Origin of the sequence: Mesorhizobium sp. LMG17149, from assembly GCF_024518695.1 — a bacterium.
Classification (GTDB): Bacteria; Pseudomonadota; Alphaproteobacteria; order Rhizobiales; family Rhizobiaceae; genus Mesorhizobium.
The window spans coordinates 256714-279724 of sequence record NZ_JANIFL010000006.1 but is presented as its reverse complement, the minus strand read 5'-3'; the positions used below and the strand labels follow the sequence as shown (position 1 = coordinate 279724).

Genomic DNA, 23011 nt, shown 5'->3' with positions numbered 1-23011 from the left:
TTACTTCGCCGCCGCTTCGGCCTGCAGGGCCTTCAAGTCCCAGCAGCTATCGGGCTTCAGGTCAGCCTTGGTCGTCGCCTTCTCCAGCGTGTAGATGTAGGTGTGCGAGGTGCCGGCCGGCTGGCCGCTCTGCAGCAGGAACTTGATGATGGCGTTCATGTCGCCCGACTGGCGGGCAAGATCGGTCATCACCACAGCGCCATAGGTGCCGTCCTGCAGCTTGTCGCAATCGGCCGCCTTCTCGCCACCGCCCGTGGTGACCAGGAACACCTTGCCGTCGAGCTTGGCGTCGCGGATCGCGGCAGCCGCGCCGGTGGCATCGCCGTCCCAGAAATCGATGATGGCGCAGATGTCGGGATTCTGCTGCAGCATCGTCGTCGTCACGTTGCGCGAGGTGGTCGCGTCCCAGTTGGAATCCGGCTTGGCCACCACCTTGAAGTCGGGGTTCTTGTCCAGCACCTTCATGATGCCGGCATATTGGTAGAGGCTCGACGAATTGGCCTGGTCGCCTTGCACCAAACCGAGCTTCTTGGAGGAGTTCGGGCCGCAGCCCTTGATCGCCGCTTCGGCCTCGAGCTGGCCGAGCCGGTCCCAGTCGCTGCCGACAAAGGCGTCGGCCGGGAAATTGGCCGGATTGTCGACCAAAATCACATAGGTGCCGGCGGCTTGCGCCTTCTTCATCAGCTTGGCATAGGAATTGAGGTCCGGCGAATGGATGATCAGCACATCCGGCCTGGTGTCCGACGAGATCGCGTCGGTGATCGCTTGCGCGCCGGCGTCGACGACCCAGTTCGGATCGCGTGTCTCGAAGGTGCCGCCCCAGGCTTCGACTTCCTTCTTCAGGAAATGCGTCCAGCCCTGTGCCAGGTCGAAACCCATCGCCATCGGCACCAGCATGACGCGCTTGCCCTTGAGCGCCTGTGCGTAAGCCGCCGGGCCAGGATCGTCGGCGGCAAAGGTTGGCGCCACGAAGGCGGTAACGGCAAGCGCCGTGGCCGCTGCCATGAGTGTTCTGATCAGTTTCATGTCACATCCTCTGGTTTGGTTTTGTTATCAGCGGCCGGCCCCAACCGTCCGCCGCAGTTCAGGTACTCTCTTGTTTGAGCATGATCTTTTCCGAAAACCGGTTTCCACTTTTCGGGATCATGCTCTAGATGTCGCCCTGCTGGGCGGTCTGTTCGTCACGTGGGTTGATGATGCCGTCGACGATGATGGCGCCGAGCAGGATCGCCGCCTTGATCAGGTTCTGGTAGAGCAGCGGGATGTCGATAATGGTCATGGCGTTGAGCAGGATGCCGATCAGCGCCGCCCCCACCAATACGTTGCGCACCCCACCCCGCCCGCCCGAAAGGCCGATGCCGCCGATCACGGCGACCAGCACGATGTCGTAGAGTAGCGTCGAATTGACGACGCGGGTGTTGATCGAATGCAGGCTGGCCGCCGTCAGCAGGCCGGCGATCAGTGCGACGAAGGCGGAAAGCACATAGCGCAGCACCAGCATCGGCCGCACCGGAATGCCGATGTTTCGGGCGGCAACCGGATTGTCGCCGGCAAAATAGATGTAGCGGCCCCATTTGGTGTAACGCAGGAACAGGAAGAACAGGAAGGCCAGCCCCGCGAAGACGAACACCTCGATGGGAATGTCGAGGAAGCGCAGGCCACCGAGCAGCTCGACCCAGTGGCCCTGAGGCACCGGCACGGCATCCTGCGTGATCAGTTGCGAGCGCACATAGCCGAAGACGAAGGAGCCTGTCGCCAGCGTCACGAAGATCGCGGGCACATCGGCATAGGCGACGAGAAAGCCATTGAGCAGGCCGATGGCCAGCACACCGGCCAGCACATAGGCGAAAGCCAGCCCCTCCGGCGTTCCCGAATTCAGAAGTTGCAGATACCAGGCGACAGACATCGCCATGATCGCCACGGCGGAGAGGTCGATGCCGCGTCCGATGATGACGACGGCCATGCCGAGCGCAAGGATGCCCAGCACCGACACCGAGCGGACGATGGCGACGAGATTGTTGGGGTCGATGAAACCTGGCAGGCCTATGGCCGCTGCAACGAACAGCACCACCGCTATGGCAAAGACAATGCCTTCCTGATTCAGGCTCCTGAAATTCGGCCAGCCGATCGTGTTCATGTCTGCGTTTGCCCCGATGGCAGCGCTGCCATCCCTGGGAAAGAACGCTAATCGGCCCAACGCCGGTTCGTCAAATGAATCCGCGCTCGGAACCCCGGCCGGCAGCGATATTTGCCAAATGGACGCGTCGATTGCCGAAGCTGGCGCAATGCTCGGAAAACTCTGCACTTTTGGCAATTGCTTGCGCCATTGCCGCCACTCGCGAAAAGGCTGCACCAAGGCGAAAGGACAAGACGGAATTTATCTCCGCATCAGGCGGAAAAATCGATCTCAATTTCCCGGCGAGTGGCCGGAAACCTCCGCGCCCGCACCTGGCGGCAGCACGAGAAAACGCAACGCCGCCACCAGCCCGATGGCGCCGATCGCCAGGAAGGCTACTCGAAAATCCACAAGATCGAGGGCCGGCCGGTCCCTGGCGATCTGCGACAAATTGAGGATCGCCGCCGCCACCGCGACGCCGAACAACATCGCCACCTGCTGCAGCATCGAGGACAGCGTCGCCGCCGAGCTTCGTTGCGCCGCATCGATGTCGGCGAAGGCCAGTGTGTTGAGCGCGGTGAACTGCATCGAGCGCGACAGGCCGGCGATCAGCATCAACGCCACCACCAGCACCTGTGGCGTCTGCGGCGAGATCGCAGCACATGCCATGATCGCCGCCGAAGCGATCAGGCCGTTGACGACCAGCACCGACCGGAAGCCGAAACGGCGCAGCGTTGGTGTCGTCACCGTCTTCATGCCGAGATTGCCGAGGAAATAGGCCAGGATCATCAAGCCGGCATCGACGGACGAGAGGCCAAAGCCGACCTGGAACAGCAGCGGCAACAGGAATGGCGTGGCGTTGATCGCCACCCGGAAAATGGTGCCGGCGGCAAGCGTCGAGATGGCGAAGGTCAGCACCTTGAACGAGGAGAGATCGAGCAGCGGATGCGGCGCGCGCCTGAGATGCCGCACCGCCAGCCAGCCGATGACGATGCCGGCTACGACCAGCAGCACCGTCGGAAGAACGCCGTCCTCCGGGTGCGCGATGCGTTCAAGGCCATAGAGAAGCAAGGCAAGCCCCGCCGATGTCAGGAAAAAACCCGGCCAGTCGAGCGGCTTGGGGTCGGCTTCGCGATCGCCCGGAATGAAGCGGGCGACCAGCACCAACCCGACCACGCCAAGCGGGATGTTGATGAAGAAATTCCAGTGCCAGGACAGATAGGTGGTGATGAAGCCGCCGAGCACCGGCCCGATCACCGGCGCAAACAGCGCCGGCCAGGTGATCAGTGCCGTGGCGTTCAGCAGCTCCGACTTCGACGCATTACGCAGTACCAGGATGCGCCCGACCGGCGTCATCAGCGCGCTGCCGAGCCCTTGCACGACACGTGCGGCGACGAACTGGGTCAGGTTTTGCGAGACGCCGCAGGCAAGCGAGGCCAGGGTGAACAGGACGATCGCCAGCAGGAAGATGTTGCGTGCGCCGAACCGGTCGGCGAGCCAGCCCGACAGCGGCACGAATACGGCCATGGTCAGCATGTAGACGGTGATGCCGATGCTGATCGCCACAGCCGACACGCCGAAGGAAGCCCCCATCTGCGGCAGCGAGGTCGAGATGATCGTCGAATCCAGAAACTGCATGAAGAAGGCGATGGCGACGATCAGCGCCACGCGCCGCGCATTGGTGGCCGTTTCGGATAAGGTTGCGGTCTCGGGAATGGCAGTCATGACGGAACCGGTTTGAACAGCATCTCACCGGCCGCGTCCAGAGACGTCGCAACAAACTTTCGTGTGCCGCCATGGCCTGCTATGGGATGAACGGGGTGGCCGAGGAAAGTGTCCGCGTAACATGAAGCCCATCTATATCGACTACCTCAATGCCCTCGACATCGACGCCCTTGCCATGACCGATGGCGAAATCATTGCCGCCGTCGAGGCTGGCCTGGTGGCGCAAGGCAATGGCCAGACGGTGATCGAACCGCGCGTCCATCTCGAGCCGGACCCGTCCTTCCACGGCCATTTCAATGTGCTGCGCGGCTACGTCGCGCCGCTCGACACCGCCGGCGTCAAGATCGTCGGCGACTATGTCGACAACTACCTGCACGGCCTGCCTTCCGAATTCGGCATCCTCAACCTGTTCGACCCGCGCACCGGCGCGCCGCGCGCCATCCTCGACGCCACCGTCATCACCGACATGCGCACCGGCGCCGTCACCGCCATCGGCGCCAGGCATCTGGCACGCAAGAATTCGAAGGTGCTGGCCCATATCGGCGCGCGCGGCACCGCCTACTGGAATGTGCGCCTGCTCGACCATCTCTTCGATTTCGAAGAGATCCGCGTCCATTCGCGCCGCCCGGAAAGCCGCGACGGTTTTGCCGCCAAACTCTCCGCCGATCTCGGCAAGACAGTGACGGCGGTGGCCGACTGGAAAAGCTGCATCGAGGGCGCCGACATCGTCGTCGAAGCCTCGCGCCTGCCGGAGCCGCAACCGCTGCTGAAGACCGAATGGATCAAGCCGGGCGCACTGGTCGTGCCCTATGGCACGATGAGCGCGGTCGAACTGTCGCTGACCGACATCATGCAGAAAATGGTCGTCGACGATTGGGGCCAGTGCAAGGGCGGCAAGTTCGGCTCGCTGCGCGCCCATGTCGAGACCGGGCGGCTGAGCGAGAAGACGCTGCATGCCGAACTCGGCCAGATTGCCGCCGGCCTGAAAGCCGGGCGCGAAAGCGACGACGAAACGATCCTGTTCTGGCATCGCGGCCTGTCGCTGTCCGATATTGCGCTGGGCAAGGCGATGCTGGCCAAGGCGCAAGTGCAAGGCATCGGCCAGAGGCTGCGCTTCGCATGACCGCGCTCGTCCTCACCGGAACCGGCGTCAGCGTTGGCGATGTCGCTGCGGTCGCCCGCGATGGGCGCAAGGTGGAGATCGGACCCGAAATCATCGGCAGGCTGGAGAAGGCACGAAAAGTGCTCGACCAGGCCGCCGCGTCCGGCCAGCAGATCTATGGCCTGAACACCGGACTCGGCGCCAATCTCGGCACTGCGGTCGAAGGCGACGCCGGCGCCTTCCAGCGCCAGTTGCTTGAAGGGCGCAGCGGCGCCGTCGGCGAGGTGCTGCCGGTCGAGGCCGTTCGCGCAACCATGGTCGCGCGTGCAGCAATGCTGTCAGCCGCAGGCTCCGGCCTTTCGCCTTCCGTCTTCGTCGCTTTGGTCGACGCGCTCAACGCCGGCGTCCATCCCGTCATGCCGTCGCTCGGCTCGATCGGCGCCGGCGACCTGGTGCTGATGACGGCACTCGCCCGCATGCTCACCGGCGAAGGCGAAGCCGACTATCAGGGCCGTCGAATGCCGGCAGCCAAGGCGCTGATGATGGCGCGCCTCGCCCCCATCAGCCTGGCGCCGAAGGACGGGCTGTCGCTGATCAATGCCTCGGCGGTGTCCGCCGGCAGCGGCGCGCTTGCGGTGACGGATGCGCTGTCGGCTCTTGCCCAGCAACAGCAGGCCGGGGCGCTGACCATTGAAGGCATCGGTGCCAACCGCACCATCCTCGATCCGCGCCTGCATAGGGCGCGTCCGGCGGCAGGCCAGCAGGAAGCAGCCAAGGTGCTGCACGATCTGCTCGTCCGCGACGAGGCGCCGGCGCCGACCACCTTGCAGGACCCGCTGTCGATCCGCTGCATGCCGTCGATCCACGGCGCGCTGATCGAGGCGATCGGTCAGGCGAGACAGGCTGTCGAGATCGAGCTCAACGCCGCCGCCGACAATCCGCTGGTGCTGGGCGATGATGAGCTGGTGCTGTCGACCGGCAATTTCCACACCGCCGCACTGGCGCTCGCCTTTGAGACGCTCGGCCTGGCGATCGCCCAATGTGCCGCGGCCAGTGCCGCGCGCTTCATCCAGCTCACCGGTTCGGGCCGCAATGGCCTGCCGAAATATCTGTCGCCGGTCGGCGGCGCCTCGGCCGGCTTCGTGCCACTGCAGAAGACGGTGACCTCGATCCTGGCCGCCATTCGCCACAAGGCCAATCCGGTGATGCTCGACTTTCTTCCGGTTTCGGAAGGCGTCGAGGATCACGCCACGCAGACACCTCTGGCGGTTGCGAAATGCGCCGGGATGATCGCGCTGTGGCGGCGGCTGATCGCCTTCGAACTGATGGCCGCCGCACAGGCCATAGACCTGCGCGACGGCTTCACATTGGCGCCGCGCACATCAGCACTTCACGCGGCGATACGCGCTCTCGTCCCCATGCTGAAAGAGGACCGGCCGCTCGGTATCGACGCCGAGACGCTTTACGCTGCGCTCGCCGGCGGCAGTTGGCCGGCCTGACGCGGCTTCGCTCAGAAAACGACGGTCTTGTGGCCGTTGAGCATGACGCGGGCTTCGAGATGCAGCTTGACCGCGCGCGCCAGAACCCGGCTTTCGATGTCGCGCCCGACAGCGACGAAATCCTCGGCGCTCATCGCATGGGTGACGCGTTCGGTCTCCTGATCGATGATCGGACCCTCGTCGAGGTCGGAGGTGACGTAATGCGCCGTCGCACCGATCAGCTTGACGCCGCGGTCGAAGGCCTGGTGATACGGCTTGGCGCCCTTGAAGCTCGGCAGGAACGAATGGTGGATGTTGATCGCCCGTCCGAACAGCCGGTCCGACAGGCCTTTTGAAAAGACCTGCATGTAGCGCGCCAGGATGACCAGTTCGGCCCCCGTCCGCTGCACCAGGTCCAGCAGCTTCTGTTCCTGTTCGGCCTTGTTCTCCTTGGTGGTCGGCCAATGGTGATAGGGAATGCCCTCCAGCTCGGCGAAGCGGCGGGCATCCTCGTGGTTGGAGACGACGGCGGCAACCTCCGCGTTCAGCCAGCCGACCCTGATCTGGTACAGCAGATGGAGAAGCGCGTGGTCGAACTTGGAGACCATGACGATGATCTTCGGGCGGCGCGCCTGATCGACGAGCGCGGTCTTCATGCCGAAGCGGTCGACGCTTGATTTCAAGGCCCGCTCCAGGCTGTCCCTGGTCGAGCCAGGCGGGCTGATGAAGGCGATCCGCATGAAAAAGCGATTGGTCTGCCGGTCCCAGAACTGGCTGCTTTCGGCGATGTTGGCGCCGTTCGCGGCAAGCTCCGCCGTGACGGCGGCGACGATTCCCGGCCGATCCTCGCAGGAAAGCGTGAGAATATGAACCGGCGCGGCCTCGTCCGTCGCATCATTGCCTTGAGATTTCACGCCCTGTCGACCATTTTCATGAACAGGCTGAGCTCAGCCGGATCCATATGCACCACATGCTTGTCTTCGGGATAGGCGAGACTGTTGACATCGGTAACATACTCCGAGAACGCGGCGATGCGCTCGGCCTGCAAACGATCATATTCGGCGGCGAAATTGCGATAGACCTTGGAATGGCGAGGCATGTGGCCCCGGTTCTGGCCGAGGATGTCGTCGGCGAACAGATATTGCGCATCGCAACCGGTGCCCGCCCCCATCGACAGCATGATCAAGGATGTGCGTTCCGAGATCGCCTTGGCCACCTCGACCGGGACGACCTCGATCTCGGCGCCGATGGCGCCTGCGGCCTCCAGTTGTTTCACCGCCGCGAAGACCTCCATGGCGGTGTCGGCGGTCTTGCCTACCGCCTTGAAGCCGCCGGTCCAGGTGGCCCGTGACGGGATCAGCCCGACATGGCCGATCACCGGGATATTGTCATCGGCCATCCGCTTGATCGTGGCGTAGCCGGCGCTGCAATAGACCGCGTCGGCGCCGGCCTTGTAGAGCCGGAAAGCCCAGCGCACGAAATCGTCCGCCGTGCCGATCTCGTAGAAATTGTCGCCCGGCATGGTGAACAGGCTGGGGGCGGCGTCGCGGTATTGCGGGTTGAGCACCAGTTCGGGCGGCACCGAGACGATGTCGACCCCCGCGCGCTCCGCGGCCTCGGCCTCGTCCATCGTCAGCACACGCAGCATGGTCAGCTGTCGCTTGCCCTTCATGGCGCGCAAATCCGCCACCGTCGGTCTTTTCCGGCTCATCAAATGGGTTCCCTCAGTTGCATTCGGCGGCAGGTCAGCCGATCTGGATCATCACTTTGCCAGCCTCGACCTTCACTGGATAGGTGGCGAGATTGACGCATACCGGTGCGCCTCGGGCCACACCCGTCTTGTAGTTGAAGCGGCCATTGTGCTTGGGGCATTCGATGATGTCGTCCATCACCAGCCCATCGGCCAGATGCGCCTTCTCATGCGTGCAGTATCCGTCGGTTGCGAAGTACTCGTCATCGGGACTGCGATAGATGGCGAAGGTACGGCCGCCATGATCGAAGCGGATGACATCCTCTTCCTCGACATCGTCGACGCCGCACGCTTCAACCCAGTCGGCCATCTGCCTCTCCCCTATTCCGCCGCTGCCGGAACGGTCAGCGCATGGAACTCGTCCCGATACGGCCGCGCCGTCGGCGGCAGCTCGCGCTTGAGGAAATAGTCCTCGTACTGAAGCTGCTTCAGCAGCACCGGCCAGACCTCGCGATAGGCATGCCACATCGAAGGGTTCGGCTCGGGCAGATCGTGCTTGATCAATTCATGCAGCCTCGGCAGCGCGTGATACGGCACCATCGGGAACATGTGATGTTCGACATGGTAGTTCATGTTCCAGTAGATGAAGCGGCTGATCGGGTTCATGTAGACGGTGCGCGTGTTCAGCCGGTGGTCGGTGACATTATCGGCCAGGCCGATATGCTGCAGCAGGCCGGTCAGCACCATGTGCCAGCTGCCGTAGAGGCGCGGCAGGCCGATAAGCACCAGCGGCAGGAACGACCACAGATAGAACGCCAGCGCGATCGCCGCGACATAGATGGCGACATGCCAGCGCGCGGCTGTGACCACCTTGTGAAGCTCCATCTCGGGAATAAAGCTTTTCTCGTCGGGCGAGATGCTGCCGAACGCATTGCGCACCAGCGTCGGCAGCGAATAGCGGAAATCGAGAATGCCGGTGAAGGCGAGTGCGGCGCGCAGCAGGTCCGGCGGACGCATCACCGCGATCTCGGCGTCGCGGCCGACGATGATCGTGTCGGTGTGATGGCGGGCATGGCTCCAGCGCCAGGTCACAGGGTTGCGCATCAGCATGAAGCTGGCGATCTGGTAGACGGCATCGTTCATCCAGCGCGTGCGGAAGGCGGTGCCGTGGCCGCACTCGTGCCAGCGCGAGTCGCTGGACGAGCCGTAGAGCACGCCATAGACGAGCAGGAACGGCACCACCCACCACGTGCCCCAGAACCAGACGATCCCGGCGGCAGAGCCCAATATGGCAACGATCCAGATGATCGTGTCGCGGATCGCCGGCCCGTCCGAGCGTTGCATCAGCTCTTTCATCGCCTTGCGCGGCACATCGGTGTGGTACCACTCGGCCGAGGCCAGCCCGGTCTCGATCGCGATGCGCGTGCTTTCCCCGACCAGGCTGTAGTCGCGCTTTTTCTCCATCACATCGACCTCCGATTTCCGGCCCGCCAGCCGGAGCATTCGTTTCGCATCATGCCCTGTCCGCCAATCCCGGAAAATTGCCCGACGGCACAGGATAATCCTGTTGCGGCTGCCTGGCGATCGACGCGATCTTTGCTTCGGCCGCGGCGATCGCGCCGGCGCCGTCGAGCACCCGGAACACCGCGTCGTAAGAACGGCCTTCGCCATGCTCCAGCCAGATCATCTCGCCTCGCTCGCGCGCCGCGAGATTGCCCAAGACATGGTGTGTCGAGGGCTCTATGCCCAGCGCATACTGCCCTGCCTGGAAATTCTGCCATTGGTAGGCGCAAGGCAGCTGATCCTTGCGCGTGATCACTTCCAGGCCAAGCCCTATGCCGTCATTGACCACCGCCACCGGCACCTCGCCATTGGCGTCGGCCGCCATCTCATGCTGCCAGACCTGCTCGCTGAAGCCCAGTCGCGGCGCCGGCACGGTGCGGTAGCCGACCTTCTGCGCCTCGTAGCGTTCGCCTGCATGGCCAGCCCAGACGACGTCGCGGATCGGCGCCAGATAGCGCGAACCCTCGTCAAGCAAGGGGTGGCTGACATTGACGTGGTAAAAATACATGTGCGGCGTGCGATTGAAGCCATGGTTGACGACGCGGTCCGACAGCCGGATCTCGTTGCCGCCGACATCGGCCTCGATACGCCGGATCAGATGCAAATCCTCGCCGAACACCGCCGATTGCTGAACGATGCCTTCGGCCCAAAGCACGCAGCGGTCGCCATCCCAGGCCTCGCCATAACCGGTCAGCCGCGCTGGAATGGTGCCGACGCGGCCATGCAGCGAATGGATCACGGTCTTCTTGCCCGGGTAGTTGTAGCTATCGGCAGGCACCTCTTCGCGGCCCAATATGTGGTCGAGGCCGCAGGTGACAAGCAGGCCGGAAAACGAGCGGGCCCAGGCCAGCCCGCCTTCCCCCCCATAATCGTGCAGGCCGGGATGACGAAAGCCGCTCGGCGAATGCCAACCGATCGCCTGTCCCCTATAGTCGCAATCGGCGATGTCGAGCGCCCGGTCGACCAGCGCGGTGAAGCGCAGCCCCGTGCCGGTGCGGAACTCCAGCATACGGATGCCGCGTTCCACCCCGTCGCCAAGCGTCATCAGCCGCACGCCGGCAAATTGCGACAGCATGCCCGAACGTTCCGACACCTGCCGGCGCGAAAGCGTCTTGCCGTAGAGTTCTACCATGTGACGGCCAACTTCTTCACTTCGCTCTCGTCTCTTTCAGCAGGGCCGACATATCGGCGCCGGTGATGATGCTCTCCACGGTCAGGAGATCGGTATCGGCAACGGTCTGCTCGGCGACGATCTCGCCGCGGCGCATGACGATGATGCGGTCGGCGACCTGGAACACGTGGTGGATGTTGTGGGTGATCAAAAGCACGGAATGACCGGCGTCGCGCACTTCCTTGACGAAGCGTAGCACGCCATGGGTTTCCTCGACACCGAGATTGTTGGTCGGTTCGTCGAGGATGATGACCTTGGCGGCGAACTGCATGGCGCGAGAAATCGCGATCGACTGCCGCTCGCCACCCGACAGCGTCGAGACCAGCGCATCGGCGTCGAGTTTTTTCGAGATGCCGACGCGCTTCAACAGCGCCGACGCCGCATCGCGCAATTTGGCGAAATCGAGCGGCGCGAACACGCCCAGCCATTTCAGCTTGACCGGTTCGCGCCCAAGGAAAAGATTGCGCGCAATGCTGAGATCCGGCGCCAGAGACGTATCCTGGTGGATGGTCTCGATGCCGAGGTCCATGGCATCGCGCGTCGAGCGGATCGAGACCTTCTCGCCGCGCACATAGATGTCGCCACGGTCGATCGGAAACACACCGGAAATCGCCTTGATAAGCGTCGATTTGCCGGCGCCATTGTCGCCGAGCAAGGCCACCACCTCGCCCTCCTTGAGAGCAAAGGACGCATTCTTCAGCGCCCGAACGCTGCCGAAGGATTTTTGCAGATTCTGCAGCCGGAGAACTTCCATGATCAGCCCCTTGCGGCGTTCTTCTGCAGCAAAGCGTGCAGGATGAGCATGGCGAGGATGATGAGGCCGACGAAGATGTTGTAGGCGAGGCCCGGCACGCCGATCAGCACGATGCCGTTGCGGATCGCGCGCAGCATCAGCGCGCCGACGATGGTGCCGAGGATCGTGCCGCGCCCGCCGGTCAGCGCCGTGCCGCCGACCACCACCATGGCGATCACTTCGAGCTCATAGCCGGTGCCGGCCACCGGTGAGGCGGCCGAGATGCGGAAGGCGCTGATCATGCCGGCCAGTCCCGCAAGGACCGAAGTCAGGATGAACAGCCACACCTTGACGGCGTCCGCCGGCACGCCGCGCGCCACCGCCGCGTTCCGGTTGGAACCGATGGCGCTGATCCAGTTGCCGAGCTTGGCATAGCGCAGCACGTAGATCGCCAGCAGCGAGAGACCGATGAACCACCACAGCGAGGTGTAGAACCGGAACGACCCGACATTGAAGCTACCGGCCAGCAGCGTGACGAAAAAGCCTGGCTGGTCCCAGGATTTCAGCGGAAAGCCCTGCGTGATGTAGAGCGCCGCCCCGCGCACCACGAGCAGCATGGACAGCGTGACCAGGAAGGACGAAATGCCGATCTTGGTGACGATCAGCCCGTTGATGGCGCCGATGGCGATGCACAGCAGAAGCCCGGCCAGAAGCGCGATGCCGATATCGACGCCTCCGTTCTGCACCAGAAGCATGACGACGACCGGCGCCAGCCCGAACACGGCACCAACCGACAGGTCGAATTCGCCCGCCGTCAGAAGCAGCGTCATGCCGAGCGCGATAATGCCGAGCTCGGGCAGGAACGCCATCATGTTGGAGATGTTGAGCGGCGACAGGAAATTGGCATCGGCGATGGCGAACACCGCGAGCAGGACAATGAGGATGACGAGCGAGGAGAATTGCGGCGAGCGCATAAGGCTCGATCTACGTTTCCCGACAGGCATTTCGTCTTCTGCGGCGATCATCATGACTGCTTGAACCATGCTTTGAAATGGTGCCCGCGGCCTGCGCCGCGGGCACCGGTTTTCACTTCGTGTCGTAGAGTTTCAGGATCGGTTCGACGCTCGAGGCATCGTAGAGGCTGAAAGTATGGATGTCGTAGCCGATCGGTTCGCCCGACGCGGCGAGCCCGAGCAGCGCCACCGGCATGAAGCCTTGCGCAGACGGGAACTGCCAGGCGGCCGCGTTGACGAAGCCGGATTTGACGGCCTCCGCGGTTTCCTTCGAATTGCCCCAGCCGACGACCGGGATCTTGCCGGCCGGCACACCTGCGCCGTCGAACACCCGCTTGACGCTGGCCGCGACGGAATCGCCGAGCGCGATGATCGCCGGCGGATTGTTGGCCACCATGTAGTCGGTCATCTTGGCAATGATGCCGGCCGGGTCGGTGCCGCAATCGACCACATCATATTTGATCCCCAACGGATCGAAGACGCTGGCGATGCCTTCGGTCTCCAGCTGCTGATAGCTGGCGCCAGGCACTTCCACCGGCAGGAACACCTTGTCGCCCTGCTTCACCATCTTGTGGTCGACGAGATACTTGGCCCAGATCACGCCCGCCTCCTTGAGATCGGCGCCGACATAGGCCTGCCGTCCGGTCGCAGGATCGTCTGTGTTGAAGAACACGATCGGGATCCCGGCCGCCTTGGCAGCCTTCACTTCCTCGGTCCACAGGCCCGGCTGGGCCGAGGTGGTGGCGATGCCGTCGGGCTTGGCCGCAAGCGCGGAATTGAAGGCCTCCTTCTGCGCCGCCATGTCGCCGCCGCTGAAGGAAATCTTGCAGGTCACCTTGAGCTGGTCGCAGGCTTTGGTTGCGCCGGCATTCCAGTCGAGCCAGAACGCATCCGATGGGCCGCCATGCGACAGCAGGTAGAACGTCTTCTGGCCATCCTGCGCCATTACCGGCGAGGCGAATGCGATGCCCGCGAACACAGTCGCGGCCGCTGCCAGTTTCAATCCGAATTTCAACACTGCAATTCCTCCCTTGTTGTTGCTTCCAAGCCGGATGCACCGCCGGCAAAGGGCGGCGCACAGCTGGTCAGAGACCGTTGGCGCGGAACTTGTCGTCGAGAAATTTCTTGGCCCTCGGCACGTCGTCTTCCGAAAGGTGTTCGATGATCACCGGGATGTTCGGGTTCTTCTGCGACAGGCGCTGCAGATAGAGGTCGTAGTTCAGCGAGCCGGTGCCCGGCGCGTTGAGGACCATCTCGCCAACGCCGCGGAAGGTGTGCGAGGCCAGCGCGTCGTCATCGCCGATGTCCGCATGCTTCTCGCTCTTGTCGTCGCCGGCTCGTGCGACATCCTTGGCATGCGCGATCTTGACCTTGTCGGCCAACGTGTCGAACACCTGGTTCAGCACCTTGTCCATCTGGTCGATGTTGTGGCTTTCGAAGTAGTTGGTCGGATCCATCAGCAGGCCGAGGCCCGGATGGTCGACCTGCGCGAACATCCTCACCGTTTCCTCGACCGAGCCGACGACATTGTTGACGTAGGTTTCGAGCAGGAACATTGAGCCGTGGTCATAGGCTTCCTGCGCCAGTTCGGAGATCACCTTGCGGCACATCTCAAAACCCTCTTCGGACTTGTTCTTGGGATCGCTCATCCACTCGCTCTCGGTGTTGTAGGTACCGGTCTCCGAGATCACGTAAGGACTGCCGAGCTGGCGGGCGTTGCGGATGATTTCCTTCAGCCGATCGACATTCGCCTTGCGGTGCGCGAGGTCGGGATGAATGACATTGGTGTAGCCCGAGATGCAGCAGATCGGCAGGTCGTGGGCACGGAACGTGTCGCGAACCTTCTTGGCCTTATCCTTGGTGATCTGGCCGGCCGACAGGTCGATATCCTTGAAATGAAGGTCGAGCTGCACGGTGTTGAAACCGTGGCCACGGATCTTCTTCGCCGTCTCTTCGAGGCCGTACGGGAAATAGCCCGTGAAAATACCTGCCTGCATCATGGTGTGAATTCCTCCCTGTAAGCGATTCAGTTGTCTGGTGTTTCAGTTGCGGTGATCAGGTAGCGATTTCGGAAAGCTTGACCGTGCGGCCCTCGTCGATCGAGCGATACCCCGCCTCGACCAGCGCCATGGTCTTGACGTTGTCGGCGACCGACAGCGCCGGCGGTGTGCCGGTCTTCACCGCGTGCTGGAGCTGCTCCATCACCCCGATAAAGGCATGCGGGAACCACATCGTGTCCCAGCTCGGGCTGACCCATTCGCCGCCGGTCGTCTCGGTCGAGGCGTAAGTCAGCGTCGAGGCAGCGCCCGTAGGCCAGCCAATGGTGCCCTTCGCGACCCCCTTGCTGCCGTCGACGCGCCAGTTGATGTTCTGGTCGTCCTTATAGCCATCCTGGCGCGGACCGGACCAGACATCCTCCAGCGACACGGCGAGCACACCGGACGGGAAGCGCAGCGTCGACACGGTGATGCCGTCGGAATGGTCGAATGTCGTGCGCGGATCCTTGCGTGTCAGCGTGGTGATCTCGTCGGGATCGCCGAACAGAAAGCGCAGCACGTCGAGATGATGCACGCTCATATTGGCGAGCGTCAGCCGGTCATAATCCTCGAGGAAGCTCTGCCAGTGCGGGATGGCGTGCATGTCGATCTGCGCGAAGACGATGTCGCCCAGCGCGCCGCTGTCGATGATCTGCTTCAAGACGCGCATCGACTGGTCGTAGCGCATGTTCTGATTGACCGAGAGGATCTTGCCGGCCTTGGCCGCCTCGTCGCGCAGCTTGACCGCTTCGTCGACCGACAGCGCCAATGGCTTCTGCGCCAGGATCGCCTTGATGTGCTTCTGCTTCAGTGCGTGACGGATCAGCGCCGGCTGCAGGTCGGGCGGGAAAGCAAGATCGATGATCTCGACATTCTCGTCCTCGATCAGTTTTTCAGGCGTGTCGTGGACCGTGGGGATGCTCCAGCGCGTCGCCACCTTCTCGGCGCTGGTCCTGGTGCGCGAGGCGATCGCCACCACCGGGAATCCAGCTTCCTTGTAGGCGGCCAGATGGCACTCGGCCATGATCATGCCGGCGCCGACGCAGCCGATCCTGTATTCCTTCGTGCGGACCTTCACGTCCGGCTCGAAGCCCTTGTTTGCCATCTCTTCCTCCCGAAACTCTTTCCTTGCGGCGGCCGTCATCGTGCCAACGCCCCGCCGCTCTGTTCGAAATAATGCACTCTGGCCGGCTCGCAGGATATCGCCACCATGGCATCCGGCCGGATGTCGGGCTGGCCGCGCAGCAATGCCTTCAGGCGCGCCTGCCCGGCAGCGAGCGTCACCACGGTGTAGCCGCCAAGCGGCTCGACCTCGAACACTCGCGCCGGGCGGCCCGGGCCCCCGTCCGCCCACGGTCTGACCTTGATGTCTTCCGGCCTCAGGCCGATCTCCACAGCGTCGGCGGGCGCTGTCTTGTCTTCGATGCGGATCGTGCCTTCAGCCGCTTCGACACCGCCCTCGCCGCGCGCCGATCTCAGGATGTTCATCATCGGCGAGCCAAGCAGCCTTGCCACATAGGTGCTGGCCGGGCGGTCGTAAATCTCCGCCGGCGTACCGATCTGCCTGATCTTGCCGTCTTCCAGGATAGCGATGCGATCGGCGACCGACATCGCCTCTTCCTGGTCATGCGTGACATAGATCAGCGTCTTGCCGAGTTCGCGCTGGATGCGCTTCAGTTCGACGCGCGTTTCTTCGCGCAGCCTGGCGTCGAGCGCCGAGATCGGATCGTCCATCAGATAGGCATTGGGATCGCGCACCAGCGCACGGGCGATCGCCACGCGCTGCCGCTCGCCGCCCGAAAGCTGTCCCGGCGGCTTGTGCAGGATATGGCCGATATGCAGCTTCGCCGCGACGTCGGCGACCCGCCTTTTGATCTCGACCTCGGCGACCCGGCGTTCGACCAGAGGGAAGCGGACATTGTCGAGCGCGCTCATATGCGGAAACAGCGCCAGGTTCTGGAACACCATCGCCACGTTGCGCTCGGCTGGCGACATCGCGTTGACCGGCCTGCCTCCGATCAGGATTTCGCCGGTGTCAGGTGTCTCCAGCCCAAGCACGAGGCGCAGGATGGTCGACTTGCCCGACAGCGGCGGACCGAAGAAGCAGAAGAACTCATTGTCGTTGACGGTGAACGAGGCGTCGTCGACGGCGAGTGTATTGCCGTAGCGTTTGGTCACATTACGGAAGACGATATCGGCCATGGCTCAGGTCGCTCCACGGATCAGTGACAGGCAGCGAACGCCGGCGCCGCCCCTCATCCGCCTGCCGGCACCTTCTCCCCGTATAGGGACGGGGAGAAGGGAGAAGCTCCAACGATGACGCCCCCCTCTCCCCGTCTCTACACGGGGAGAGGGTAAGGGTGAGGGGCGGCGCCAACTTGCGAAAATTTGCCGGACCAACATCTCAGCCTCCCACCCTCATGGCGCGGCCGGTGGCAGCGTCGAAGACGCGCACCGACGACGTAGTGGGGGCGATGACAGCGGTGTCGCCGATAGCCAGTCCGACATCATTGTCGAACACCGTTTTCACAGCAGCCTCGCCCTGGCCGAGATGAACGATGGTGCGCGCACCGATCCGTTCGACAAAGGTCACCGGCATTGCGAGGCCCTGCCCATTCTGCACCAACGTCGCCTGTTCAGGCCGGAATCCGTAAAGCACCTCGCCGCGTGCACCACGCATGGCCGTCGCGAGTTCGCCCGGCAGCGGCGGCGTGACGCCCAGCGATCCGAGATCGACGACCAGTCCGCGGTCGCTTTCCGCCGGCCTCCCCTTGAGCAGGTTCATGCCCGGCGCACCGATAAAGCGGGCGACGAAGACATTGGCCGGATCGTTGTAGACCTCGAGCGGCGTGCCGACCTGCTGCAGCACGCCATGATCCATGACCGCGATGCGGTCGGCCATGGTCATCGCCTCGAGCTGATCGTGGGTGACATAGACCATGGTCTGGCGGAACTGCCGCTGCAGCTGCTTCAGTTCGGTGCGCATGACGGCCCGGAAAGCGGCGTCGACATTGGACAGCGGCTCGTCGAGCAGGAAGATCGCCGGCTCCATGATCGCCGAGCGGCCGATCGCCACCCGCTGCAAGATGTTGACCGACAGCCTGTCGGCCTTGCGGTCGAGCAGCGGCGTCAGCTGCAGCATCTCAGCGATAGCGCCGACACGGCGATCGATCTCGGCTTTGGCAGCCCCTCGCATTTTTGGTCCATAGGCAAGGTTCTGGCGCACCGTCATATGCGTGAAGATGGCGTAGTTCTGGAAGACGAAGCCGACGCCGCGCCGGCCCATCGGCACGCCGGCCATGTCGCGCTCGCCAAACAGGATCTTGCCGCCGGTCGGCTCTTCCATGCCGGCGATCATGTTCATCGTCGTCGACTTGCCGCAGCCCGACGGGCCGAGCAGCGCCATGAACTCGCCGTCTGATATTGCCAGGTCCATGGTTTTGAGCGCGGTGAAGTCGCCGAATTTCTTGACCAGGTTCTGCAAGTGGATCGCGCTCATGCCGTTACCTCGCGTGCCCGCGCCATGCGCTTCATGGCAAACACCGCGACGATCGACAGCACGACCAGAATGGCCAGCGCGATCGCCGCCACATAGCCCCAGATCAAATCCTGAGTGGTGAGCTTGTAGATGTAGACCGAGATGGTTTCGGTGGCGACGCCTGGACCGCCGCCGGTCATGATGTAGAGCGTGTCGAAGATCTTGAAGTTCTCGATCACCCGGATCGCCAGCGCGATGATGATGATCGTCTTCATCTTCGGCAGCACGATGGTGACGAAGCGCTGCCAGGGATTGGCGCCGAGCAGCGTCGCCGCCTTGATCTGATCCTCCGGCACGCCGACCAGACCGGCAAGCAGGATGAGGAACATCAGCGGCGTCCACTGCCAGATGTCGGCGACCATCACCGCGATCAGCGCCAGAGTCGGATCCGACAGCCAGGCGATGGTGACGGGAGATCCGGTGAGCGCCGACAAGATGTCGTTCACCGGCCCTCCCGACTGGAACAGCATGAAGAACATGTAGCCGGCCACCGCCGGCACCACCATCATCGGCATCAGCAGGATCGAATAGAAGGCGCGCTTGCCCGGGAAATCGTCGGCAAACAGCGTCGCCAGCGCCAGCCCAAGCAGGAATTCCGCCGGCACGCAGACGATCATGACAATGACCGTACGCTTCAGCGCGCTCCAGAAGCGCGCGTCGGCGGCGAGATCGGTGTAGTTGGCAAAGCTGTTCCACATCGACCAGGCGTTCCACCAGCCGGTGCCCGACAGGGGCGACCAGTCGGTGACGCTGATGTAGAGCTGCATCAACAGCGGGAAGGCCGAGATGAACAGCACCAGGATCTGCGCAGGCAGCGTCAGCCGGAAACCCAGCCTTGCGCCCTCATCGCGCGAAACCGGCTTTGCTCCGACGGCTTTCATCTCATCCTTGGACGTCATGGCAGTCACCGCGCTCATTGCTTGAGCGCCCCGAACGTCAACCCGCGCACCAGATGGCGTTGGATGGCGATGCCCATGATGACCGGCGGCACGGCGGCGATCAGGCCAAGCGCCGCCTTGGCGCCATAGAGCTGCCCGGTCATCGAGGAGGATAGCGAGGCCATGTAGACCGGGATCGTCACCCATTCGCGCGTCGTCAGAAGCAGCGCGATCAGATAGTCCGACCAGTTGAGGATGAAGACGAAGAGCGCGGCACTGGCCAGCGGCGCGCGCATCATCGGCAGCGTGATGCGGGTGAAGACGCGCAGCCGCGAACAGCCTTCGACAAGCGCTGCCTCCTCGATCTCGCGCGGCATGTCGTCGAAGAAGGTCTTCATCAGCCAGAAGGCGAACGGCAAGGTGACGATGCCGTAGATCAGCGCCAGGCCCCACCAGCTGTCGGTGAAGTTGAGGAAAGCCCACATGATCATCACCGGGATCATGACCGCCATCGGCGGAAAGATCCTGAGTTGGATCAGCGCCAGCGGCAAGTTCTGGCCGGAGCCGAAACGCGACAGCCCATAAGCCGCGGCAGTGCCCGCCGACATGGCGATCACCGTGCCGAAAACCGCCGACAGCAGCGACGCGAGGATCGGCTTCAGCGCGTTACGGTCGAGCGCGACGATCAAATTGTTGGTCGACTCGCCGAAGACGAAACGGAAATTGCTGAGCGTCGGGTTCTTCGGCCACCAGGTCAGTTCGGCGCCGGTCGCCGACCATTCGGCGATCGGCTTGAACGCCATCGATACCATCCACAGGATCGGCACCAGCGTCACCGCCATGGCCGCGAAGATCGCCGCATAGCGGAATATCAGGAAAGGAACGGAACGCTTCATCTGGCGGCTTTGCTGGTGGCGTTGTGGGCGGAGGGGAGAAGCAAGCTCCTCCCCTCCTTCGATATGATCCAGGGAGAAGGATCAGACGATTGGATCGAGAACTGTCGGCCAGGCCTCCTTGTTGGTCTTGATGGCTTCGAGCAGTTTGTCCTCGCCGGTGCGCCGGGCGATCTTCTTCCACTCTGCCTCGGTGTCGGCCATCGCCTGCTCCGATGTCTTGGCCTTGGTCAGCGCCGCCATCAGGTTCTCGTCGAGCGCATTGTGGAAGGCTGTCGCGCCGGGATAGTTGATGGTCGGCACGGTGCGGGCGACCGTCTCGCGCACGACGTCCATGTGGTAGGCATGATAGGTCTGGCGCACCAGCGGATCGGAGAAGTCCGAAAGCCGGAACGGGTCCAGATAACCGCCGGGGTTGGCACTCATCCAGGCATAGATGCGGGCCGAGCCCAGCCATTGCAGCAGGAGGTAGGCGACCTCCTGGTTCTTCGACTGTGACGAGACCATGCCGGTCAGCGAAAACCACAGCACGGAACGGCTGATCAGCTTGCCGCCGATCTCGCGGCCGGGCGGCAGCATCGAGCCGATCTTGCCGGTGACGGCTGAATCCTTGTTGCCGGCATTGTCGAGGAATTTCGGCAGGTTGGAGAAGGCGCAGGTCATCGCCGCACCACCCTTGGCGAAGTTGCCGTATTGCTCCGGCCAGCCCCAGGAGATCGCATCCGGCGAATGATGCGCGAGCGAAGCAACATATTCGTTGGTGGCGGCGATGCCTTGCTCGGAATTGATCATCGGCTTGCCGTCATCGCCAAACAGGAACTGGTTGGGCGAAGCCATCGAGACATAGCGCTGGTACCAGTTCGTGTAGCCCCAGCCCTGGTTGCGCAGGTCGGTCGAGCCGAACAGGCCCTTGTCCGGTCGCTGGAAGAAGGCGGCGATGTCGCCATGCTGCTTCCAGGTCTTCGGCGGCGCCAGATCGTAGCCGTATTTGTCCTTGAAGGCCTTCTTCTCGGCTTCGTCGCCGAACAGGTCGGTGCGGTAGACCCAGGTCTGGAAGTCGCCGTCCAGCGACACGCCATAGTTCGAGCCGCGGTATTTGTTGAGCAGCGACACGCCCTTGGCGCCGTTGACATAGCCGCTGACGGGATCGTCCCATTCAGGCTTATGCTGCGCGACAAAGTCGTCGAGCTTGGCGATGCCGCCGGTTTCGGCGAGGTCGCCGAGGCGGTTCCATTCGGTCGAGTAGATGTCGTAGGCCCCACCCTTGGTGGAGATGTCCTGCATCGTCTTGGTGAATTCCTGGCCGTTCGGCAGACCGACGATTTCGATCGCGATGCCGGTTTCCTTTTCCCACAGCTCCTTGATCGACGGCGCACCGGCCGGGAACGGCTGCGTGAGCTGGCCGATCGAGCCGTCGGACAGGCCGAGCACGATCTTGGTCGGCGCCTTGCCGGCGCCCTTCAGCGCCTTCGCCGCCTCGATGGCGCGGCCTTCCGGCGTATCGGCGCCATACTGGTAGCGCTCGGCCCCTTCGAAGCCCGTCGGGCCGCCGATCATGCCTGGCGCCAGCGCGTCGGCCGCATAGGCACGGCCGGGACGAATGAATTGGGGTGCGATACCAGCAGCAGCCATCATGACGGCCGCCTTTCCTCCAGATGCCAGCAGCCGGCGCCGCGAGATGCGGATCAAGTCAGACATTGAAACTCCTCCCTCAGGGCCACGTTTCCTCCACGACCCTTATGAGGGATATTGACGACAGCATGGCAAGGCTGTCAACATCATAAATAATCAAAACACATCATAACATCGCAATAGGGCAAGGAAATGCACAAAAACGGGATCCATCCGTCAAGCCGGATGCCTCAATTTGAGGGCACCCGACCCTTCCCGGCCCTGCGCAGCCCTGCCGGACCATTTGATTTAGCCCGGCGGCTTGCACATCGGCCAAGGGCGGATACATCATTTCCCATCAGAATCGCCGATGACGCGGAAGCCGTCACCAGCCGATCCGACGCATGCAGGAGATGAAAGACGGTGCGTTCCACCCTGACTGACATAGCCCGGGAGGCCGGCGTCTCGGCCGCCACCGTCGACCGCGTGCTCAACAACCGGCCCGGCGTACGGGCGCGCACGCGGGAAATCGTGCTCGAAATGGCGCAGCGCCTCGGCTACATCGCCGAAGGCCCGAACGGCACGCCGCCACGGCCCTCGCCCGGCGAGGTCATCCGGCTCGACTTCGCCCTGCCGGCCGGCACCAATTCCTTCATCAAGATGCTGCACCGCCACATCGAGGCACAGGCTCTGGCGCGGCCCGACCTCGATGTTCGTATCGCCACCATAGAGGGCTTCAATCCTGACCGGCTCGCTCGCCTGCTGCAGGATCTGCGCGGACAGACGCAAGGCGTCGGCGTCATCGCACTCGACCATCCGACGGTGCGCGAAGCGATCCGCTCCCTGTCGGCCAACGACATCAAGGTGGTGACCATCGCTTCCGACATCCTGCATGTGCCCAGGGTCGCGTATATCGGCATCGACAACCGCGCCGCCGGGCGGCTGGCCGGCTATCTGCTCAACCGCTTCATGGGATCGGGGCGTCCGGGCAAGGTGGCGCTGTTCGCAGGTTCGCTGTCCTATCGCGGCCACGAAGAACGCGAGATGGGGTTCCGCCACGTGCTGACCGAGGAATCACCCAATCTGCAGATCGTCGAAATGCGCGAAATGCTCGACGACCGCGAGAAGGCCTATTCGGAGGCATCGGCCCTGCTGGAGCGGCACCCCGACCTTGCCGCGATCTACAATGTCGGCGCCGGCAACACCGGCATCGCCCGCGCGCTCAAGGAGCGCGACCGCGCCCAGTCCATGGTCTTCCTCGGCCACGAAGTGACGGACGGGACCAAGGACCTTCTGCTCGACGGCACGCTCGACGCTGTCATCGACCAGAACCCGCGCGTCGAGGCCCGCGAAGCGCTCAACACCCTGATCCATGCGGTCCGGGGACTGCCCTATGAACTGCACCAACCAAGGCTGCAGGTGATCTTCAAGGAGAACATCCCGGAGATTTGACCTGTACGAGGC

21 protein-coding genes are annotated in these 23011 nt (G+C 63.3%); 3 read left to right on the top strand and 18 right to left on the bottom strand.

The window, feature by feature from the left end:
- The 3 genes from NP945_RS16220 to NP945_RS16210 form a co-directional block, all read right to left on the bottom strand.
- Nucleotides 1-1026 carry a sugar ABC transporter substrate-binding protein gene (locus NP945_RS16220; RefSeq protein ID WP_127271251.1) on the bottom strand — a complete coding sequence of 342 codons (1026 nt, stop codon included), beginning with the start codon at nt 1024-1026 and terminating at the stop codon, nt 1-3.
- A 124-nt stretch (nt 1027-1150) separates the two neighbouring features.
- On the bottom strand, nt 1151-2137 hold the full coding sequence (locus NP945_RS16215; RefSeq protein WP_256746918.1) for an ABC transporter permease: 987 nt from the start codon (nt 2135-2137) through the stop codon (nt 1151-1153).
- 270 nt (nt 2138-2407) lie between these two features.
- A complete protein-coding gene (locus NP945_RS16210; RefSeq protein ID WP_256746917.1) occupies nt 2408-3841 on the bottom strand; it encodes a DHA2 family efflux MFS transporter permease subunit in 1434 nt (477 codons plus the stop codon).
- A gap of 121 nt (nt 3842-3962) precedes the next feature.
- Between NP945_RS16210 and NP945_RS16205 the strand changes: the two genes are divergently transcribed.
- Together NP945_RS16205 and hutH are read left to right on the top strand one after the other, a co-directional pair.
- Entirely contained in the window at nt 3963-4964 is a 1002-nt protein-coding gene (locus NP945_RS16205; RefSeq protein WP_256746916.1) for an ornithine cyclodeaminase family protein, read from the top strand.
- Nucleotides 4961-6442, top strand: coding sequence for a histidine ammonia-lyase (hutH, locus tag NP945_RS16200; protein ID WP_256746915.1), 1482 nt, complete (start codon nt 4961-4963; stop codon nt 6440-6442). The genes NP945_RS16205 and hutH overlap by 4 nt, the downstream gene beginning before the upstream one ends.
- An 11-nt stretch (nt 6443-6453) precedes the next feature.
- Here the strand turns inward: hutH and purU are convergent, their stop codons facing one another.
- The 15 genes from purU to NP945_RS16125 all read right to left on the bottom strand — a co-directional run bounded on the left by purU (nt 6454) and on the right by NP945_RS16125 (nt 21634).
- Complete coding sequence (purU, locus tag NP945_RS16195; RefSeq protein WP_256746914.1) at nt 6454-7335, bottom strand: formyltetrahydrofolate deformylase; 882 nt, start codon at nt 7333-7335, stop codon at nt 6454-6456.
- Nucleotides 7332-8132, bottom strand: coding sequence for a 3-methyl-2-oxobutanoate hydroxymethyltransferase (locus NP945_RS16190; protein ID WP_256746913.1), 801 nt, complete (start codon nt 8130-8132; stop codon nt 7332-7334). Before NP945_RS16190 ends, purU begins: the two co-directional genes overlap by 4 nt.
- A 34-nt stretch (nt 8133-8166) precedes the next feature.
- On the bottom strand, nt 8167-8481 hold the full coding sequence (locus tag NP945_RS16185; RefSeq protein ID WP_013530832.1) for a MocE family 2Fe-2S type ferredoxin: 315 nt from the start codon (nt 8479-8481) through the stop codon (nt 8167-8169).
- An 11-nt stretch (nt 8482-8492) separates the two neighbouring features.
- Nucleotides 8493-9575, bottom strand: a complete 1083-nt coding sequence (locus NP945_RS16180) for a fatty acid desaturase family protein (RefSeq protein ID WP_256747049.1) — start codon at nt 9573-9575, stop codon at nt 8493-8495.
- A 49-nt stretch (nt 9576-9624) separates the two neighbouring features.
- A complete protein-coding gene (locus NP945_RS16175; protein WP_256746912.1) occupies nt 9625-10806 on the bottom strand; it encodes an aldose 1-epimerase family protein in 1182 nt (393 codons plus the stop codon).
- A gap of 16 nt (nt 10807-10822) precedes the next feature.
- Nucleotides 10823-11605, bottom strand: a complete 783-nt coding sequence (locus tag NP945_RS16170) for an ATP-binding cassette domain-containing protein (RefSeq protein WP_164761550.1) — start codon at nt 11603-11605, stop codon at nt 10823-10825.
- Nucleotides 11602-12582, bottom strand: a complete 981-nt coding sequence (locus tag NP945_RS16165) for an ABC transporter permease (protein ID WP_245465924.1) — start codon at nt 12580-12582, stop codon at nt 11602-11604. Before NP945_RS16165 ends, NP945_RS16170 begins: the two co-directional genes overlap by 4 nt.
- 82 nt (nt 12583-12664) lie before the next feature.
- A complete protein-coding gene (locus NP945_RS16160) occupies nt 12665-13609 on the bottom strand; it encodes a substrate-binding domain-containing protein (protein ID WP_127382086.1) in 945 nt (314 codons plus the stop codon).
- A 67-nt stretch (nt 13610-13676) separates the two neighbouring features.
- The gene (locus NP945_RS16155; RefSeq protein WP_127317901.1) at nt 13677-14591 is read right to left on the bottom strand and encodes a sugar phosphate isomerase/epimerase; all 915 of its coding nucleotides are present in this window, start codon (nt 14589-14591) and stop codon (nt 13677-13679) included.
- Between the two features lie 55 nt (nt 14592-14646).
- A complete protein-coding gene (locus NP945_RS16150; RefSeq protein WP_256746911.1) occupies nt 14647-15732 on the bottom strand; it encodes a Gfo/Idh/MocA family protein in 1086 nt (361 codons plus the stop codon).
- Nucleotides 15733-15767: 35 nt separating this feature from the next.
- Nucleotides 15768-16829: an ABC transporter ATP-binding protein gene (locus tag NP945_RS16145; protein WP_256746910.1), complete on the bottom strand. Its 1062-nt coding sequence runs from the start codon at nt 16827-16829 to the stop codon at nt 15768-15770.
- Nucleotides 16830-17031: 202 nt separating this feature from the next.
- Nucleotides 17032-18126, bottom strand: coding sequence for an ABC transporter ATP-binding protein (locus tag NP945_RS16140; RefSeq protein ID WP_256746909.1), 1095 nt, complete (start codon nt 18124-18126; stop codon nt 17032-17034).
- Entirely contained in the window at nt 18123-19082 is a 960-nt protein-coding gene (locus NP945_RS16135; protein ID WP_256746908.1) for a carbohydrate ABC transporter permease, read from the bottom strand. Before NP945_RS16135 ends, NP945_RS16140 begins: the two co-directional genes overlap by 4 nt.
- Nucleotides 19079-19939 (bottom strand): carbohydrate ABC transporter permease, encoded by an 861-nt coding sequence (locus tag NP945_RS16130; protein ID WP_127269508.1) that lies wholly within the window; start codon nt 19937-19939, stop codon nt 19079-19081. Before NP945_RS16130 ends, NP945_RS16135 begins: the two co-directional genes overlap by 4 nt.
- A gap of 81 nt (nt 19940-20020) precedes the next feature.
- On the bottom strand, nt 20021-21634 hold the full coding sequence (locus tag NP945_RS16125; protein WP_127331050.1) for an extracellular solute-binding protein: 1614 nt from the start codon (nt 21632-21634) through the stop codon (nt 20021-20023).
- Nucleotides 21635-21970: 336 nt separating this feature from the next.
- On the opposite strand from NP945_RS16125, the gene NP945_RS16120 reads away from it, so the two are divergent.
- Nucleotides 21971-22999 (top strand): LacI family DNA-binding transcriptional regulator, encoded by a 1029-nt coding sequence (locus tag NP945_RS16120; RefSeq protein ID WP_127269506.1) that lies wholly within the window; start codon nt 21971-21973, stop codon nt 22997-22999.
- Nucleotides 23000-23011 lie beyond the last annotated feature (12 nt).